General features: G+C 59.0%; 15 protein-coding genes. 8 read left to right on the forward strand and 7 right to left on the reverse strand.

What is annotated here, in order from left to right; all coding sequences use genetic code 11:
• Window positions 1-372 precede the first annotated feature (372 nt).
• Window positions 373-1,731 carry an LLM class flavin-dependent oxidoreductase gene (locus tag ACVI1L_RS24515; RefSeq protein WP_456784045.1) on the forward strand — a complete coding sequence of 453 codons (1,359 nt, stop codon included), beginning with the start codon at window positions 373-375 and terminating at the stop codon, window positions 1,729-1,731.
• An 87-nt stretch (window positions 1,732-1,818) separates the two neighbouring features.
• Here the strand turns inward: ACVI1L_RS24515 and ACVI1L_RS24520 are convergent, their stop codons facing one another.
• The 5 genes from ACVI1L_RS24520 to aepX form a co-directional block, all read right to left on the reverse strand.
• Complete coding sequence (locus ACVI1L_RS24520) at window positions 1,819-2,607, reverse strand: class I SAM-dependent methyltransferase (RefSeq protein WP_456784046.1); 789 nt, start codon at window positions 2,605-2,607, stop codon at window positions 1,819-1,821.
• Between the two features lie 52 nt (window positions 2,608-2,659).
• Window positions 2,660-3,757 carry an aminotransferase-like domain-containing protein gene (locus tag ACVI1L_RS24525; protein WP_456784047.1) on the reverse strand — a complete coding sequence of 366 codons (1,098 nt, stop codon included), beginning with the start codon at window positions 3,755-3,757 and terminating at the stop codon, window positions 2,660-2,662.
• A 29-nt stretch (window positions 3,758-3,786) separates the two neighbouring features.
• Window positions 3,787-4,401 carry a CDP-alcohol phosphatidyltransferase family protein gene (locus ACVI1L_RS24530; RefSeq protein WP_456784048.1) on the reverse strand — a complete coding sequence of 205 codons (615 nt, stop codon included), beginning with the start codon at window positions 4,399-4,401 and terminating at the stop codon, window positions 3,787-3,789.
• 21 nt (window positions 4,402-4,422) lie between these two features.
• Window positions 4,423-5,217, reverse strand: coding sequence for a phosphocholine cytidylyltransferase family protein (locus ACVI1L_RS24535; protein ID WP_456784049.1), 795 nt, complete (start codon window positions 5,215-5,217; stop codon window positions 4,423-4,425).
• Between the two features lie 195 nt (window positions 5,218-5,412).
• Window positions 5,413-6,282 carry a phosphoenolpyruvate mutase gene (gene aepX, locus ACVI1L_RS24540; RefSeq protein WP_253640677.1) on the reverse strand — a complete coding sequence of 290 codons (870 nt, stop codon included), beginning with the start codon at window positions 6,280-6,282 and terminating at the stop codon, window positions 5,413-5,415.
• A gap of 641 nt (window positions 6,283-6,923) precedes the next feature.
• Here aepX and ACVI1L_RS24545 point away from each other — a divergent pair.
• The 7 genes from ACVI1L_RS24545 to ACVI1L_RS24575 all read left to right on the forward strand — a co-directional run bounded on the left by ACVI1L_RS24545 (window position 6,924) and on the right by ACVI1L_RS24575 (window position 15,252).
• Window positions 6,924-7,556 carry a type VI secretion system ImpA family N-terminal domain-containing protein gene (locus ACVI1L_RS24545; protein ID WP_456784050.1) on the forward strand — a complete coding sequence of 211 codons (633 nt, stop codon included), beginning with the start codon at window positions 6,924-6,926 and terminating at the stop codon, window positions 7,554-7,556.
• 406 nt (window positions 7,557-7,962) lie between these two features.
• Window positions 7,963-8,151: a transcriptional regulator domain-containing protein gene (locus tag ACVI1L_RS24550; RefSeq protein WP_375162636.1), complete on the forward strand. Its 189-nt coding sequence runs from the start codon at window positions 7,963-7,965 to the stop codon at window positions 8,149-8,151.
• 58 nt (window positions 8,152-8,209) lie between these two features.
• Complete coding sequence (locus ACVI1L_RS24555; protein ID WP_456785603.1) at window positions 8,210-8,743, forward strand: DUF2285 domain-containing protein; 534 nt, start codon at window positions 8,210-8,212, stop codon at window positions 8,741-8,743.
• Between the two features lie 7 nt (window positions 8,744-8,750).
• On the forward strand, window positions 8,751-9,026 hold the full coding sequence (locus ACVI1L_RS24560) for a hypothetical protein (protein ID WP_456784051.1): 276 nt from the start codon (window positions 8,751-8,753) through the stop codon (window positions 9,024-9,026).
• An 86-nt stretch (window positions 9,027-9,112) separates the two neighbouring features.
• Entirely contained in the window at window positions 9,113-10,933 is a 1,821-nt protein-coding gene (locus ACVI1L_RS24565; protein WP_456784052.1) for an alpha,alpha-trehalose-phosphate synthase (UDP-forming), read from the forward strand.
• A 632-nt stretch (window positions 10,934-11,565) separates the two neighbouring features.
• Window positions 11,566-13,704 carry a prolyl oligopeptidase family serine peptidase gene (locus ACVI1L_RS24570; protein WP_456784053.1) on the forward strand — a complete coding sequence of 713 codons (2,139 nt, stop codon included), beginning with the start codon at window positions 11,566-11,568 and terminating at the stop codon, window positions 13,702-13,704.
• 573 nt (window positions 13,705-14,277) lie between these two features.
• Window positions 14,278-15,252: a LysR substrate-binding domain-containing protein gene (locus tag ACVI1L_RS24575; RefSeq protein ID WP_456784054.1), complete on the forward strand. Its 975-nt coding sequence runs from the start codon at window positions 14,278-14,280 to the stop codon at window positions 15,250-15,252.
• A gap of 14 nt (window positions 15,253-15,266) precedes the next feature.
• Here ACVI1L_RS24575 and ACVI1L_RS24580 read toward each other — a convergent pair whose 3' ends face one another.
• Both ACVI1L_RS24580 and ACVI1L_RS24585 read right to left on the reverse strand, forming a co-directional pair.
• Window positions 15,267-15,632, reverse strand: coding sequence for a DUF3088 domain-containing protein (locus ACVI1L_RS24580; RefSeq protein ID WP_456784055.1), 366 nt, complete (start codon window positions 15,630-15,632; stop codon window positions 15,267-15,269).
• A 16-nt stretch (window positions 15,633-15,648) separates the two neighbouring features.
• Window positions 15,649-16,827, reverse strand: a complete 1,179-nt coding sequence (locus ACVI1L_RS24585; RefSeq protein ID WP_456784056.1) for an MFS transporter — start codon at window positions 16,825-16,827, stop codon at window positions 15,649-15,651.
• Between the last annotated feature and the right edge of the window lie 162 nt (window positions 16,828-16,989).

Raw genomic sequence — 16,989 nt, forward strand, 5'->3', positions numbered from 1 at the left:
CGGCAGCCGGACTGAATGCCACTTTTACTTACCGCGACGCTCGTTCGGTTCGCCGCGGCTTTTCGGGACCGCAATCGCTGGCTTCGCTGTTCGGGGCGGAGGGCACGCGGTCTCAGATCGCCTGGTCAGAAGTCCGCAGCCGCCAGAGAGCAATGGCCAGGAGAGTGCTGTTGGCTTCGCCCGAGCGAACGGTCACGCCTGCCAGTTTTGGCGGGTGGCGATTTCCCTATTTGCCTTCAATTTTCACGATCGGTCCGGGGCCACGTCCGGACTCGAAAGTGAATCCGGATGACCGCGGCCGGCGCCGGCCTGCGGTTCGAATGAAAGCGGACAGGCGCCGCCGACGGTGTCTGCCTCAAAGTGGAGACGAGCATGCCGCGCAACAGCGAAATGAAGCTGGGGCTGTTTCTGAATCAGGCGGGATATCACGAGGGCGCATGGCGCGACCCGGACGTGCCTGCAAATGGCGGGGTCGACATCGACCACTACGCACATCTGGCCCGGATCGCGGAAGATGCCGCGTTTCACTTCATATTCCTCGCCGATACGCCGAGCGTAATGGAGCCGGATCAGGCGGCGATAGCCCGTGCCGGCCGGAACGACAGTTTCGAGCCGATCACGTTGCTGTCGTCACTCTCGTCAAGAACCCGCAATATCGGTCTCGTCGCGACTGCGACAACCACGTACCAACAGCCTTATCATCTTGCGCGCATGCTCGCCTCGCTCGACCACCTGTCGGCGGGACGCGCCGCCTGGAACATCGTTACCTCGGGCCACGAGTTCGAGGCGGGCAATTTCGGCCAGGAGGACCTTCCGGATCATGAAACCCGCTACGCGCGCGCAAGAGAGTTCGTCGAGGTGGTCAAGGGGCTTTGGGATACGTGGGAGGACGACGCTTTCGTTCGCGACAAGAAAACCGGCATTTACGTCGATACGACCAGGCTGCACCAGTTGAATCACCGCGGCCCATTTCTCTCGGTCAGGGGACCATTGAACGTCGCAAGGCCGCCGCAAGGTTATCCCGTGCTGGTCCAGGCCGGCGCGTCAGACGCCGGAATATCGTTTGCGGCAGAGTTCGCCGAGGTCGTATTTACCGCGCAGCCATTGCTGGAAGGAGGAAAGGAATTCTACGCGACGCTCCGAGAGAAGGCTCGTGCGCTCGGCCGGGACGATGATGAGGTGTTGATCATGCCGGGACTTCTCCCGATCGTCGGAAAGACAACGCAGGATGCCGCAGAAATCCTCAGACGATTGCAGGAATATACGCACATCGATGCCCGGATGGGGCTGGCCCACCGCGTCCTGGGTTCGGTCATGGACCTGCGTACGATAGATCTCGATGCCAGAGTGCCAGATGTTTTGCCGCGGACAAATCTGGTCCAAAGTCGACAGGAGTTGCTCCTCGAGGTCGCGGCAAGGCGGAATATGACCTGGCGACAGCTGATCAGCTTCATATCCGACGGCAAAGGCCACCTGATGGTGTTGGGAACGCCGGACGAAATTGCAGACGTCATGATAGAGTTCCTGGATCAGGATGCGGCCGATGGCTTCAACGTGATGCCCGCGACCGTTCCTGGCGGACTCAGGGACTTTGTCGAGCTTGTCGTTCCCGAATTGCGCAGACGGGGAAGAATCAGGTCCGGCTATTCCGGTCCGACGCTCAGGGAGAATATCGGCTTGAAGCGGCCGCCCAACGGCTACGTGCGTGCAAAGTGGACGCGGACGTTCTGAGCGCGACTGAGGTCTTCAGGCGCGGTCCCGTCAGCGTCCCGGTTGTTTTCAGTTGAAGCGCCAGCTGGGAATAAGTCCCGCCTGCGATCAGGGTCTGTATCCGAGCAAGGTCGTGATATACCCTTGTTCTAAGAACGAGCCTGACGGCGAACAAGACAGCAACGACCTGCGCATACGCTTTGTAAATTCCTCACGACGATGTCCGAGGGTGCCGGGAGCGCCTGCAGACGTCGAATAAAGATACCCCAGAAGATCATCGATGTGCCATTCGTGTTCGTAGTAGTGACGTAGTTCCGTGATCTCTGTGAACGCGGAGGCATCGAGCACCTGGCGGTGTGACACGGCCATCTGCCGTAACGTACCTGGACCTGCCGGAAAGCTCCCTCCCCAGAACTCCTGCATCTCTTTCCACATCGCGATGGTCCATCCATCAGGTCTGGAACCGGACCGCTCCCGGTCTATGACGGCGACGCACCCGTCCCGCTCGAGCATCCGGCACAGCTTTGCCAGCACGATCTCTCGCTCCATCCAATGAAACGAACTTGCGATCGTTGCGATGCGGAAGGTCGACGCCGGCTCGGGCAGATCTTCGGACCGTGACACGACAAACTCGATATTCATGAGCCCATCTTCCCCCGCTCTCCGACGTCCCTCCGCGATCATTTCATCGTTCGGATCGACGGACACGACACCCCCGATCGAACGGGCCAGTGGAATGCCGATCTGCCCGGTCCCCGAGCCGAGGTCGATCGCGCGACTCTTGTCATCGAGGTGGCAGACGCGAAGCAATGACCGGAATAGATCCGCGGGATAACCGAGCCTGTGTCGTGCGTAGTAGGGCGCCGCGCCGCGAAACAGTTCACTGGCTTCCGTCATGCCGTATTCTTTTCCTCGTCTTCGACCGATGAAGTGGCATCACCGGAATTCCTCAGGCAGATATGATCCTGGCCAGGATGGTCAGGCCGCGTCGCAGGTCGTCCTCATTACGCGTTTCGCAGTATGATATCCGCAGTCCCTGCATCGCTTCGGTCACTACCGGCTCTGCCGCGAACTGGATACCTGGTCGGACGAGCACGCCTGCAGCGAGAGCCTCGGACGCGAGGTCGCTGGCGTTCGATCGCGTCGGGACCCAGACGTGCAGTCCCAGCGGTCCCTTGGCGAGATCAGGCCTTTGCAGGATGTCTGCCGCGATCGCCCGCCGTGACGCCGCGATCTGCCGGATCCTGGTCGTCGCGTCGTGCGCGGTTCCGTTCGCGATAAAGGCCTGGGCAAGTTCGGCCTGTAGTGCGGCCACGAACCACATCGACATCTTGCCGTACTTCTCCATCAAAGCGTCGGCATCCTGTGCTCGCGGAGCCATCAGAAACGCCACTCGCATTCCCATCACGACCGTCTTGGCCAGCCCCATTACATACCATGTCAGCTCCGGAGCAAGAGTTGCGATTGGCGGGGGCGAATTTTCGACCATCAGCGCTTGTGCTTCATCCTCGATGATCAGGACGTTATACCGTCGCGCGATCGTGGCGATCGCGATACGTCGTTCGGCTGACATCACGGTCGCTGTCGGATTCTGAACGGTTGGAATCGTGTAGAGAACCTTGTTCGTGTTGATCGTGCGGCAGGCGTCCTCGAACGCGTCCGGCTTCAATCCTCCCGGATCCATCGGTATCCCTCTGATATTAAAGCCGAGGATCCGGGAGAGAGCCTGCATGTTGGGGTACGTCATCTCTTCGGTGAGTAACGTGCCGCTTTTGCTCACGAGTTGATTTAGCAGCAGGAAGAGTACGTTCAGCGTGCCGTTGGTAACGATCATCCGATCGATGTCGGGCACGAAAGCCAGCCGCCGGGAAATCCATTCGGCGCCGGCTCGCCGATCTTCTTCGGTTCCCCGTGGCCGGTTCGTTCTTAGAAGCCCACCGGCGTCCTTGCGGTGAATTCGTTCGTCCATGCTGCTTGCCAGTGACGCTTCCAGGTTCGCAACGATCGGCGGGACCGCTCGTGACAGGTCGATAACGTCCTTTCGCATGGATGCCTCCTGGCGCGCGAGGGGAGCCGTTAGATGGAAATCATGGCGCGGATAGACAGAGCCGCCGACGCTGCGACGCTGAACAGAAGAATTGCGATGTACATCGGTCTGCTCGGGGCCGGAACAGGAATGGGCGAGACGTGCAACACGGCGAGTGCGGCAAACGTCCCAAGCAGCAGCCATGAGAAGACCGGCTGCAGCACGAACGGCTCGGCCAGTACAAGCAGTGCAAGCAGTGGAACGTCGTAAGACAGGGGCAGACCCGAAAAGTATCGATCTGCCGACAGGCCGAACACCCCAAAATAGCTTAGACGGAGCGCGCCTGCGACAAGCAGCATCGTGCCAAGAGCGGCAGACAGGGGGCTCACGCCGTACAACTGCAACAACGTGACCGACGGAAATACGGCGCCGTAAATAAGATCGGAGAAGCCGTCCAGATTTTTGCCCATCTTCCCGGCCGTTTCCGAACGATTGCGAAGCCGGCGTGCGACAATCCCGTCGAGGTGATCTGCGAGCATCGCCCAGAGGGCTATCGCGACAGCGAGTTCTATGCGACGGTCGATCGCAAGAGACAAGGCTACGCCCGACAATATCACTCCAAACGCCGTTATCGCATTGGCCGGGTCAAGCAAATAGCGGAGCATCGTCTTCGCTCGCTGGTCAATTCAAGTTCGAGGGCTGTCGTGCCGAGGCGTCGAATGCTGTTCCCCGAACAGCTCGTTCGCTATTCGAAGATCGTCAGCCGTGTCGATCTCCCACCAGCGCTCATGGTCACATCGCGCTGCCGCGAGTTGCAGGCCCCGTCGTTCGATCAGATATGCGAGAAGTTCTTCCGTGTAGGACCTGGTGGCCCCTGATCTGATAATGTCGTCCAGGCCCGGAACGATCGTTGCCCGCAGAGTGGACGCCGAGAAGCGAAACAGATTCAGCGTCTTGAAAAGCGCTGGATTGCGCGAAGGGTCGGCGCCAGACTGTTTCAGACGAAAGCCGGAAATAAAGCCAGCTTCGGAGAGCAGAACTGCCGAGCCCTGCATCCTCGCATCAAATGGCGCGACGGCCGCGACCGCGGATGCCTCGCTTTGATCGAAACGATCGAGGACGGCTTGCTCGAAAAAGACGTCCCCCTCCAGCAGATAATGATCGCCGCCGAGCAGGACATCGCGCGCCAGCCAAAGCGAATACGCGCTGCCGGTCTGGTCGAAAAGAGAGGACTCGATGTAGTCAATTCGGACAGAGCCAAACCGGGCCCCGCAAACGTACTGGATGTCGTCTTTGCGGTAGCCGACGACGATCGTGACGCTTTCCACCCCGACCGCCTCCAGACGTCGCAAGGCGTTTAGGATGATCGGTGTTCCATTGACTTCGACAAGTGGCTTCGGTCGCAGATCCGTGAGTGGTCGCAGGCGGGAGCCGGACCCAGCGGCAAGTATGACCGCATTTTTCGGAGCAACGTCAGTCATCCGGAATCTCCCTTCAGTATGTCGGATGCTCGCGGGCTTTTAGGCTTGGCCGACCGCGGCCGTCGTGAAGCGCGGAACTTCTTCCCTCGTAGGGTCCGGGAATCCGTTCTGATCGGGGACGCCAGGCCCTGCAACATCGTGCGACGCTGCTCTCGTGGTGCCGCTCGAAACGACCTTGAGCCCGCATGGATGGGCTCATTGCTCATGGTGCTGAGGATGAAGGTAGTTCGCTTCGGCGCGGGCGAGCTCGTCATACCCGAGCAGTTCGAAAACTTCGTCGAGTGTCGCGATATTGGGCTCGACGCTGGCGGTATTCTCCTCCGCGACGATGCGGCTGCAGACCTGGCGCATCGCGGCCATCGCGGCTCGCATGGAGTGGTTGGCCCAGATCACGGTGGAAATGCCCGCTCTGCGGTACACCGAGACCGGTGTTCGATAGTACTTCGTTGGCACGATCACGACCGGCAATTTGTTCTGCCACGCTCGCGTGAACGCGAGGATCTCGTCGGCGGCGCTTCTGCGGGAGTGAATGAGGATCGCGTCGGATCCGGCGTCTGCATAGGCGTGGGCGCGCGAAATTGCTTCCTCGACTGCATGCCCCGCGATGAACGATTCGATACGGGCAACGAGGACCAGATCGTCCGCGACCGCGTCCTTTACAGCGCGCAACCGCCCGGAAAACTCGTTAATGTCGGCGAGCGGGTGTCGATCGCCGATGAGCGAGTTGGTTTTGGGAAAACAGCTGTCTTCCAGCGTGACGCCGGCAGCGCCGCATTGACGGAGCTTCCGGGCCAGCAGGCGAGCATTGTTGAAGTTGCCGAAGCCGCCGTCGCCGTCGACCAGAACCGGCAGCTGGCTCGAGTCCACGATCCGCTCGACGACCCCGACAAGCTGACTCCAGGACGCTTCATTTGCGTCGCGATAGCCAAGGCAGGATGCGATCGACAGGCCGGATGCCCAAAGTCCCTTGAAACCTGCGCGTCCGGCGATCGCCGCGGAGAGCCCATCGTGCGCCTCCATGAGAAACGATATTTCGCTGCTGCAGCAGATCTGGACGCGCATCATGTCCGCGAACGACTCTCTTGCGGACGGAATAGGGCGATTTGTGGAGACGGTACGTGCTCGGACCTGCATGCGAACCCTTGTGCATCTGAACGGCCGGGTGCGCCTGACCAGCCGACGCTCGCTATCGACGGTGACATGTGGGCGTCATCTGGATCAATGACGAGTGTTGGTAGTTGACTGATCTCGAAAATAGAGGTGCCGGCCGATGCTGGCGCGTTCGATCAGGCCCAGTGAAATGTGAAGCCTTGTAAGGCATTCAAAGAGAGCGCGTCTGCGTGCGAACTTGTTTCACTTCATGCCGCAGGAGTTCGGCTCCAGTCCTCGTACGTCGCGCCTTCTGGCAAGAGCGTGGACATGGTGCGCCTGAAGCGAAACGACGAAGCGCACCCCGGAGCGCTGGCGGAGCTTCCGATGTCGAATGTGCGACGTGAGATTCCTCACATCGTCGTTAAGCGCGTTTACGATCGGGCCAGGCCTGTTGGCATGATCCTTGATTGAAACACGTCAGCAGCAGCATCGGCTAAAGGAGCGGCAGTGGTGACTCGCAAAACAGTCGACCATTTGCGGATTGTCTGGGCCGGTCACGACGTCGGCCGTTTCGATGAGGCGAGCGATCGTGCCATCAATGCGACCTTGTCAGCATGATCGATTACTGGATCGCAGCCCGCGATAATATCGCTGCGCGTTCACGCAGCGGCGCAGCGCCTGTACCTGCAGGCCATAATATTCGTGGGACAGCCATCTTTAGACGGCTCGAAGCCGAGATCCGGCGCATGGACCTGGAGGGGCCAGCCGCCGTCGACTGGAGCAAGGCCAATATACTGGCCCTCGATATTCTGTCGAAGCGGTCAAAGGATATCCTGGTTGCCTCCTGGCTCTCCTATGGCTTGTTTCGGGCGGAGGGATATGAGGGTCTTGCCGTCGGTCTCGGCATGTTGCGAATGATGGTGGAGTCGCACTGGGACGCGTTATTTCCGCCGAGCAAGCAGGAAAAAGCGCGCGCCGGAGCGCTGGAATGGCTTCTTCACCTTGCGCCGGCATTGGCCGAGATCGAGCCGACCGACGCCGATGCTTCAGCAGTGGTCGCAGCCTGCGATGCTCTGGAGGGGCTCGCTCGTGAACTCAGGGCGAAGCTGGCCCACGGACAGGTCGCGCTGAACGTTTTGTCGCGTTCGCTGCAACCGTACAATGAGCGAGCTACCGTGGTGATCGCGACAGCGGCTGAAAACGCGACCCGAGCCATCGAACCGATTAGCATCGGGGTCGCCCCGTAGGCGGGTGAACGTTCTGAACAAAGGGCAGATCGAGACTGCGCCTTGGAAGCAACGCTGGCGGCCTGATGCACAGCTGCTCATGCTACCGGACAGGCCTTCCGAGTATTGGGCGAGTACTGTCGACCGATTGTCCATGGCGTTCCCATCACCGGCAACCGGCATTCCCACGTGCAGAGTTTTGATAGCGCATGGCCGGTAAACACGTCGTGGCGAGCACGATCGCCCGAACGCTCCAAAACGGAGAGCGACGGTATCGGGGGCGGACTAGTGCTCATGTGATCGCAAAAGTTGATCGTTCCATCACCTAAATGCGGAAAACGTCGAGCGGCTGAGCGCGTGCAACTACAAATCGTCACAACCAGGCCGTTTCCTTGCCTTCGCATTCCAGAGCTTGCGGGGAACAGTGATGTCAGGTGCCGACTGGAGATCAGAAAGCGCATATCAGGATCTGAGGAAAGCAGAAGCTGCCGACATAGCCTGGGAGTGGCTGCGGCGCGATCGCGAGTATCAAAAGGACTTCAAAGCCTTGAGCAGGAAGGGGCGGTCCGGTGCGGATCACTTCCGACGGAAGTGGGGACTGACGTTTCGCAGCTGATCCGAGAAAGCCGTTCGACGAACAGGCCGTTTTCTGGGCCCCTGAGGCCTTGGCGACAGTGCTGACCATCCGCACGGCGAGCGGTTCGGCCGACTCGGTTCGATACAGACTGGATTTCGCCGAACTGGCCGGCAGCGAGCTCCGGCAAGCGGTGGATGGTTGGCATGCCATCGTGTCGCTCGGAGGAGCGAAACATCGGCTGTGGCTAAGTGAGCTTTCGCCAGGTAGATCGCCGGTTGCCATCGACTTGCCGCTCGACCGCAACTTCGATGTCCGTTTGCGGGCTGCTCATCGATTTTGGCTGGCGCTGGAACATCGCCGTGTCGGATGGCCCCCTCTCGCCCAGTCGGGTGACACCCGGGACAGGCACATACTTGGCCTGCGTGCCGTGGATGGATGGCTCGAAGGCAACAGCTACCGCATGATCGCTGAAGGCCTGTTCGGCAAGCCTCGCATGCCGGATCGAGGCTGGAAGACACATGATCTGCGCAGCCGAACCATTCGCCTGGTCCAGATGGGACTGCGCCTCATTCGCGGCGGCTATCGAGACTTGCTTCGTCAAAAGGGCAAAGGCAGTGATGATACCACCTGAGCTCTGGATGATTGGTCAGCTGCGTGCCATGCCCCAAACCAGCAGCCTGAAGGGAGCGAATGTGTTCGCAGGCACAGCACCTGAGCACATCGTGGCTTTGAGAGCGACCATGTGGGGACAAGTTGGCGGGCAGACCCTGCGTACGCTTATCAATGCAATGAAGCTGAACGTCTTCATCCCACTTCGATGCCGGTGCCTCATGCGCAACCATCGCGCCGAAGTCCTGGATGAGAGCATCGGTGCGGCTATCTGGCTCGCGACTAGTCAGCTTGCGGAAAGCTAGCCCTGCCATCGTAGGCTCGTGGGAATATCTCTCGGGGCTGATCTGCGACGGAATCAAACGTAAACATCGTCAAACGGAGTTTTGAGATGGTTCGAATTCATGATGCGCGCGACACGGCCACGTTGGCTTACGGCAGTACATCGGGCGCTACCCAGCAAGATGAAACCCTGAACCAGCACGCTTTTGACCAGCAGCTGGACGAGATATCGCAGGACGCGGATGAATCAGGCAGTGGAGGTCCTGCCCATTCTATGGCCTCGAACGAGGTCGCGGATGTGGTCAACCAGCAACCTGATTTGAAGCTGGTCGTCATTTCGAACCGCGGCGCCGAGTTCGATCCTAATAAACCCCAAGCCGGCGGGCTTGCTGCTGCCCTCGAGCCGGTCGTTGAACGCTCCGGCGCGGCCTGGATATTCTCATCGAACGTCCGCGGCGACGGGAGTGACCGGCCCCTGCCACTCGAGGATATTGGTACGGGTCAGATCGCCAGGCTCGATCTACCGGCGGCGCATTTTGCCGGCTACTATCGGGATTATTCGAATTCAACGTTGTGGCCGGTATTGCACTCCTTGTCCGACCGGATGGCGCGCACCGAAGAGGGTTACGACAGCTATCGGCAGACGAACGATTTCATCGCGCGCGCGGCGTTCAACCTGCGGGATCGGGATGTATTCTGGGTGCATGATTATCATTTATTTCCGCTCGGAGCCGAGCTGCACAACCTTGGCATTGAGCGGCCAACCGGCTTTTTCCTGCATACGCCGTGGCCGGAGCCCGACATGATAGCGCGGGTAGCCAACCATCGCGAGCTGATGAAATCGATGCTGGAATACGATCTGCTGGGCTTTCAGACGAATCGGGACCAGAACAATTTCGCGGCCTGCCTGCGAACCCATTTCGGGCTGGAGAGCAGGGATGGTGTCGTGACTACGGCGCGAGGCCAGACGCGACTTCAAAAATTTCCAATAGGGATCGATCCGAGGCAGTTCGCAGAGTATCTCGCTGCGGACCTCTCTCCTGGAGAGCAAGAGAGAGTCTCGTCAATATTGCAAAGCGTCGAGGGATCCAAGTTTGCGATCGGCGTGGACCGGCTCGATTACACCAAGGGTATCGACAAGCGGGTCGAAGGGCTCAATCAGCATCTAAGGACAGAGCCCCACAGCATCTCGCTATTGCAGATCGCGCCGCCCTCACGCGACGACGTCGAGGAGTATCAAAACTACAGAGCTGACGTGGTGAGCGCTATCGACCACGTCAATGCCGAGCATGGCACAAGAGAGTGGAAGCCTATCCACTTCAAGAATGAGCCGTTCAGCCAGGCTGCACTCGCGCGGCTTTACCGCGCCGCCGATGTTGGCGTCGTGACCCCGTTGCGCGACGGCATGAATCTTGTGGCGAAAGAATATGTTGCCGCACAAAACCCGAAGGATCCCGGCGTGCTGATCCTATCCAAGTTTGCGGGCGCAGCTGAAGATTTCAACGAGAACGAAGCGCTTCTGGTGGATCCGAACCACCCTGAAGAGATCGCAGCCGCTATTTCGAGGGCGACCCGCATGCCGCCTGATGAGCGTGTCGACCGCTGGCGCTCGATGATGGACAAGATTGAATCCTATACCATCCACGATTGGGCGGCGGACTACGTTAGCGAACTGGACAAAAGCCGCGTCACCGTTCCGGCTGATCAGTTCCACCATCTCGGTCTCGGCTGGACCAACGAAGCTCAAATGCCACTGTACCAGAATTATGCCACGGCTTTGACTGCTTTCAACGAGGTCGACCCCGCTGATGTCGCCTTGAAGGAGGCTGCCTATGCAGATGTTAAATCAAGATTCGAGGCGCTAGCGGCTCCACTGATGCATACGCAGGACAGACTCTGGGTCCTGCCGGCACCGGACAGCTTCGCCTAGTTCTGGTCGCATAGCAGTCCAGTGCCGGGGAGGACTGACGGAGCGAACAGCACACGGCGGATTGCGCTTCTGCAGCAGGAGAGAGGCACAATACAGGTTTGGCGGCTGGCGCGGTTCTTTCGATCCGTGGTGGCCCACATGATGAGCGGAACGTCGCAGCAAATACTTACAGTCACGAATTGGAGATCGCCATGCGCACTGCCATCAGCTTGATCGCGATCTGGCTGCTGATCAACGCGCTGTTCTATGTCATGCTGACGCGCAGCGACAAGTCTGCCCGATGATCCGGATCAGAAGAGCGTACCTCATATTTGGAATAAGCGTTCCGATGGCAGGTCGGGGGCGTCCCGCTGTTCCGATTCTTGGCCGCTGAAGATCCATAGTACTGGTGCTGTCTGAGACTTATGTCGTGCCGACATTGCCCTGTCTGCTTGGCGACCAATGTCGGCAAGCGGACATGATCGTGTAGCCCTGAGCGGCTGAAACTTGCGGCGCCGTGGTCGGCATGCAGCTTGCAGTGAACGGTTCGCGAGATAGCGCGAGCCGAGCCATGTCATGTATTGCGTATTTTCTGCGGCTTCCGCTTGACGCGCAGGCCTGCATGGCCGCTCGATCTCAGCCGGAGCAAGTCCATGAACACGTCAGTCCTCTCCGCAGCAATGCTTTCGATTGCCTGCTTCACCGCCATTGCGCTTTCACAGGAGCGTTCGCTTTCACAGGAGCGAAAGGCTGCCACGATCACTGACGATCCATTCCTCTGGCTCGAGGAGATCGAAGGACAAGGCGCATTGGCTTGGGCCCGCGCCGAGAACGAGAAGACACTCGGGGTGCTTCAGGCAGATCCCCGCTATCAGCGTTTCTACGAACAAGCGCTCACCATCTTGCAGGCCAAGGATCGAATTCCATACGTTTCCCTGGGACGTCGCGGGTTGCAGAACTTTTGGAAAGACGAGGACCATGTGCGCGGCATCTGGCGGCGCACCACGCTTGAAAGCTACCGTCGCCAGGACCCACAGTGGGAAACCATCCTTGACGTGGACGCTTTGGCTGTTGCCGAGAACAAGAACTGGATCTTTCAAGGCGCGAGCTGCCTAGAGCCTGAAGAGCGCCTTTGCCTGATCAGCCTTTCCGACGGCGGCAAGGATGCTGCGTCCATACGCGAGTTCGACTGCAAGGCCAAGACCTTCGTTGCGGACGGCTTTTATCTTCCAGAGGGCAAGCAGAGCGTCAGTTGGGTCGATCGTGACACGCTCCTTGTTGCAAGGGACTGGGGCGAGGGCACTTTGACGCAGGCCGGCTACCCCTTTGTGGTCAAGGAGCTCAAACGCGCTCAGCCGCTCAGCGAGGCGCGCGAGGTCTTTCGCGGCGAACCTGGCGATGTTCGGGCGGTGCCTTTGGTAATTCGAGACAGTGAAGGTCATGTTCATGCGACGGGGGCCATTCGTGCGATCGGGTTTTTCGAGCATGAGTACGTGCTCTTCCGCCCCGATGGGCCCGTCAAACTCAATCTGCCGAAGAAGGCGGAGATCGTGGGCCTCGTGAGGGGCCGCCTGCTTGTGAAACTTGACGAGGAGTGGACGCCGTCGGGTGATGTCAACTTTATTGCCGGCTCGCTGATTTCGTATGACCTGACCGAATGGAAAGCGGATCCGCTGCTCGCCAAAGCCTCGCTTGTCTTCAAGCCTGGGCCTCGTCAGGCGCTGAGCGGGCTTAGCTTCACGAAGAACCTGTTGATCCTGACGATCCTGGACAACGTTCAAAGCAAAGCGTTCGTTTACACGTACGATAAGGGAGCCTGGTCGGCGACGCCGATCCTGCTGCCGGAACATACCAATGTCGGCGTGACAGCCGCTTCCGACGAGGCGGACCAGGCCATGTTCGCCGTCTCAAGCTATCTCAGGCCAACGTCCGTCTGGTATTTTGATGCCAAAACTCAAAAACTCGAGGAGTTGAAGACAACACCTACTGCCTTCGATGCGTCCAAGCATGTCGTAGAGCAGTTCGAAGCGACTTCGCGTGATGGCACGTCAATTCCCTATTCCTTGGTGCGACCGAAGAACGCAAGGTTTGACGGCGCCATTCCGACACTTCTTTATGGCTATGGCGGATTCCAGGCGTCGCTTCTGCCCTCTTATCTCGGCCCTGTGGGGCGGCTCTGGCTCGAACAGGGCAATGCCTATGTCGTTGCAAATCTGCGAGGGGGCGGCGAGTTTGGCCCGCAATGGCATCAAGCAGCCCAGCGGGCGGCGAAGCAGACGACGTGGGATGATTTCATCGCCGTTGCCGAGGACCTGATCCGCCGCAAGATCACAAGTCCGCGCCGGCTCGGCGTCATTGGCGGCAGCCAGGGCGGGCTACTCGTTGGCACCGCAATCACCCAACGTCCCGAGCTCTTCAACGCGGCGATCATTCAGGTGCCGCTGTTTGACATGCTTCGATACACCAAATTGGGTGCCGGCGCCTCCTGGATCGGCGAGTACGGCGATCCCGCTTTTCCCGAGCAGCGCGCGTGGATCGAAGGCTACTCGCCCTATCAAAAACTGGTGCCGGGCAAGCCATACCCCGCGCCTTTAATTTTGACCTCCACCAAGGACGATCGCGTGCATCCCGCGCACGGCCGCAAGGCTGCAGCAAAGCTCGCCGCCCTGGGCCAACCTTACTTCTATTACGAGAACATCGATGGGGGGCACAGCGCGGCGGCCAACCTCATCGAAACGGCGCGTCGACTTGCCCTTGAATACACCTATGCATCGAGGCGGCTCTTGTTCTGAATGAGCCGGCGGACGGGTCAATCGAACCAGGCTCCAGACCATTCATGATCCTTGGTCACCACGTCCGCCAGCTGAATCATTGAGGCGAGACGCGAGGCGATACACAGAACCAGCCAATCGACAGGCAAAATGCTGCAGATTAAGGGGAATTGGACGAATCCCGACAGCGCTACAGGTGTTCGAACACAAGCCCGCAATGTCCTGTTCGTCATGCAATATGGCTGGCCTAGTTTTGCTGAGCCGGATTGGCCCATGAGTAGCTATTCCAAACCTGAAAGCTCCGTCCTGGCGTTTCTGGAGAAATCGCGTAGCGATGAACCCTGCACCGAATGGTCTCAAATCCGACTGTGCCTCAGGGAACCCAAGATTCGAAGGTTTGTGTACCTCATCGATATCTGGTCCTGCGGGTGGGGTAGGGAGCCAGGTCGTTGAGTTCGCCATGACAGGCCGACCCGAAAGAAGTCTCAGTCGTGCGCGGTCCCGGCAGTCAGCGATGGCGGTTGTTGGCGCTGGAGAAGATCGGTGCGCTGCACGGCTCCACAATAGCCATCCCAGTGAGAGGCAGGAAAGAAGATGCGCAAGCTACCGATCCTGAAGAGCCTCCATCTGTTTGAGGCAGTCAGCGAGTTTCCAAGTTTCTCGAGGGCGGCCGAGCGGCTAAACATGACGACCGGCGCAGTAAGCTACCAGATGCGCCTGCTTGAGGATTGGTTCGGCAGGAGACTATTCGTGCGGCACAGTTCGGGCGTGCGGCTGACATCCGATGGCGAACAGCTCAAGCGCAACTGTGCAAGCGCATTCACCATGCTCGAGAAGGGATGCTACGAGCTGCGAAGGCGCCATGCAGGACGTTCTGTGGTGGTCGGGTGCTCAACCACGTTTTTGTCGCACGGCCTGTTGCCCCGTATCGGTCGGTTCCGCAAACTCTATCCGGACATTGATCTTGTCTTTGAAACGGAGGCCGATCTTGACGCGCTCGCCGTTGGTGCGTTGGACGTATTGTTTGTCGCCGGCCCGCTGAAGCGGCCGCTTTCCGTTGGCGAGGTGCATGCTTCAAATGAGATGATTGGCCCAGTCTGTGCGCCAGCTACGCTCGAGGCGATCAAAAGCCCGGAAGATATTCTGTCTATCTCTCTGTTGCACGAGGCTGACAGGCTGGACGCCTGGAGCGAATGGGCCAGCGCAGCTGCAATATGCTTGCAAGCATCGCGCAAGGTCGTGTTCGATACATTTTCCTTGACTATGGAGGCGGCCAAAAGTGGGCTGGGAGCCGCAATATCCTCGCAAATTCTGGTCAAAAGCAACCTTGAGAAAGGAGAGCTCGTAGCTCCATTCGGCTTCGTGCCGGTCAATCGCTCAATCTACATGTTTGTCAATGGGCAAGCCCGCAATAGCGCGGCTGTCAAACAGTTTGAGCGCTGGGCGCTGTCAGAAATACTGATGCCGAATCATCAGCCATCGCCTTTCGAGGCCCCAACCCGGCAGATCAAGCAAGCCGCTCAATCGAAGGGCCTCCCGGATGGGTCCCTGCAGGCGTCAAGTCGTTGATGGCCATCATGGACCTACCAGCTGCGGACTGTTCGACGGTAAGACGCAGGAAATCCGTGGCGCGCAGCCAGAAGATCAAGGATTGCAAACATATCGTCGACATAGGCGAGCCCGTTCGCGTACTTCGCATTCACTGGTAAAGGGCTTTCCTTCTCCAAAATCAGAACGGGCGCGGACTGATGATCCTGCCCAAGCCTCTCGATGAGCGCGGCTCGTGGCCTCGCCCAGGGAATCCGACGAACGTCGAGCCTCGCAGCGCGGCTTGGAAACGCGGACAGCAAACCGTCTAATAGCAAGCAGTGCCAACAATAGAATTGTCGTCCCGGCAAGGCCGGATCCGAAAAAGGGCGTTCTAAAATGAACAGCTGATCCCATGGCATGGTGTGGATCCCTGATCTAGCGATCGGCAGGACATGAAGCTTGAGAATCCCGTGATCTGACCACCGCGAAGGTCGCAACAGCGAAGGCAACAAATGCGCTCGCCGCGCATAAGAGAACGATCGTGCCGAGAGCAAGCCAATCACCTAGAAGCGACAAAGCAATGCCATTTCCCGCAACGCCGCTGTATGTGCAGCATTGAAATAACCCGGAAAGGCGACCGGCCCGGTCGGGAACCACTGAAGACACCATGTGCGCGTGAGCGGCAGCCGCAAAGATCTGGCCGAAACCAAGCATTGCGCTGCTGGACGCGATGACCACGGGCAGGCCGGCATCGAGTGACATCAGCGCAAGGCATGCCGCAAGCAGGATTGCAGCCCCGGCAATGGTTGGCAAAGCGCCCAGCAGATCGTAAATTGGCTTGACGGCTAGCGCGCCCAGCAAGGCAAAAACGCCGTTCGTCATGACAATCGTCAGTAGAACGCTTTTGTCGAGAACCCCGTCAGCTGTGGCATGTATCGCAGGATAGACATTGATGATGCCGGCGCCGAGGTTGAGCAGAAAAACAGCCAAGAATGCGGGATAGAGCGGTGCCAAGTCCAGGACGGTTCCCGAAGGCCGCGCCTCAAGGACTGCTGGCGTTCTTCTGAACTGCTGCTTGATGCCAAGGAGCACAATCAAGGACAGCATGATCGCCGATATGTTGAAGGCCAAAACGCCGGGCAAGTGCAATTGATCGGACAGCATGGCACCTGCAAACATTCCCAAAAGATAGGTGAGCCAGTCGATATTGGCGATATTGCGTAGCACCGAGATCATGCCGTCTTCCGATGTAATACGACGGAAGAAAGCAACCTCTGCAGACAAATAGACCGGCTGGACCAGGCTCAGGACGGCCATTGCGGTATAGCTCTGAAAGGAATCGGCTCCGTCGCTGCCGAAGATGGCGAGCAGCGCGCATATGCGAACAGCATTGACGATCATCATGGCCGAGATCGGATCGCCTCGGTCGACCAACGGCGACAGGAAGAGGCTCCCGAGCATGATAGGCGCAAAAGTAATCGCAACGCCGAGACCCGCGGCGCTCATGCCGGATTGCAGAAGGCCGATCAGGATGCCAATACGGAACGCCCAGCCGCCGATCTGAATGATCAAATGTGAGAGATAGATGAACTGCCGTGTGTTCGCGCCGCTCATTGTTGACTTAGCTCATCGAGGATCATCTGATCGCTTGACGCGGAAGGACAGACGGATGGCACTGGCTTTTTGACGCGACATCGGTGCGATGAGCCCGCAAGCCAACGATGAACGCTCTCGCAATAGGACGGCTTGGCAAAAGGCACCGCATTTACCTATCTA

It is taken from the genome of Bradyrhizobium sp. USDA 4516 (genome assembly GCF_054055915.1).

Bases quoted from the DNA above. Each gene is read 5' to 3' on its own strand.
- ACVI1L_RS24585 (WP_456784056.1), bottom strand. From the start codon at position 16,827: ATGAGCGGCGCGAACACACGGCAGTTCATCTATCTCTCACATTTGATC.
- ACVI1L_RS24550 (WP_375162636.1), top strand. From the start codon at position 7,963: ATGTCAGGTGCCGACTGGAGATCAGAAAGCGCATATCAGGATCTGAGG.
- ACVI1L_RS24530 (WP_456784048.1), bottom strand. From the start codon at position 4,401: ATGCTCCGCTATTTGCTTGACCCGGCCAATGCGATAACGGCGTTTGGA.
- ACVI1L_RS24535 (WP_456784049.1), bottom strand. From the start codon at position 5,217: ATGACTGACGTTGCTCCGAAAAATGCGGTCATACTTGCCGCTGGGTCC.
- ACVI1L_RS24570 (WP_456784053.1), top strand. From the start codon at position 11,566: ATGAACACGTCAGTCCTCTCCGCAGCAATGCTTTCGATTGCCTGCTTC.
- ACVI1L_RS24520 (WP_456784046.1), bottom strand. From the start codon at position 2,607: ATGACGGAAGCCAGTGAACTGTTTCGCGGCGCGGCGCCCTACTACGCA.
- ACVI1L_RS24525 (WP_456784047.1), bottom strand. From the start codon at position 3,757: ATGCGAAAGGACGTTATCGACCTGTCACGAGCGGTCCCGCCGATCGTT.
- ACVI1L_RS24545 (WP_456784050.1), top strand. From the start codon at position 6,924: ATGATCGATTACTGGATCGCAGCCCGCGATAATATCGCTGCGCGTTCA.
- ACVI1L_RS24580 (WP_456784055.1), bottom strand. From the start codon at position 15,632: ATGCCATGGGATCAGCTGTTCATTTTAGAACGCCCTTTTTCGGATCCG.
- aepX (WP_253640677.1), bottom strand. From the start codon at position 6,282: ATGATGCGCGTCCAGATCTGCTGCAGCAGCGAAATATCGTTTCTCATG.
- ACVI1L_RS24575 (WP_456784054.1), top strand. From the start codon at position 14,278: ATGCGCAAGCTACCGATCCTGAAGAGCCTCCATCTGTTTGAGGCAGTC.
- ACVI1L_RS24565 (WP_456784052.1), top strand. From the start codon at position 9,113: ATGGTTCGAATTCATGATGCGCGCGACACGGCCACGTTGGCTTACGGC.
- ACVI1L_RS24515 (WP_456784045.1), top strand. From the start codon at position 373: ATGCCGCGCAACAGCGAAATGAAGCTGGGGCTGTTTCTGAATCAGGCG.
- ACVI1L_RS24560 (WP_456784051.1), top strand. From the start codon at position 8,751: ATGATTGGTCAGCTGCGTGCCATGCCCCAAACCAGCAGCCTGAAGGGA.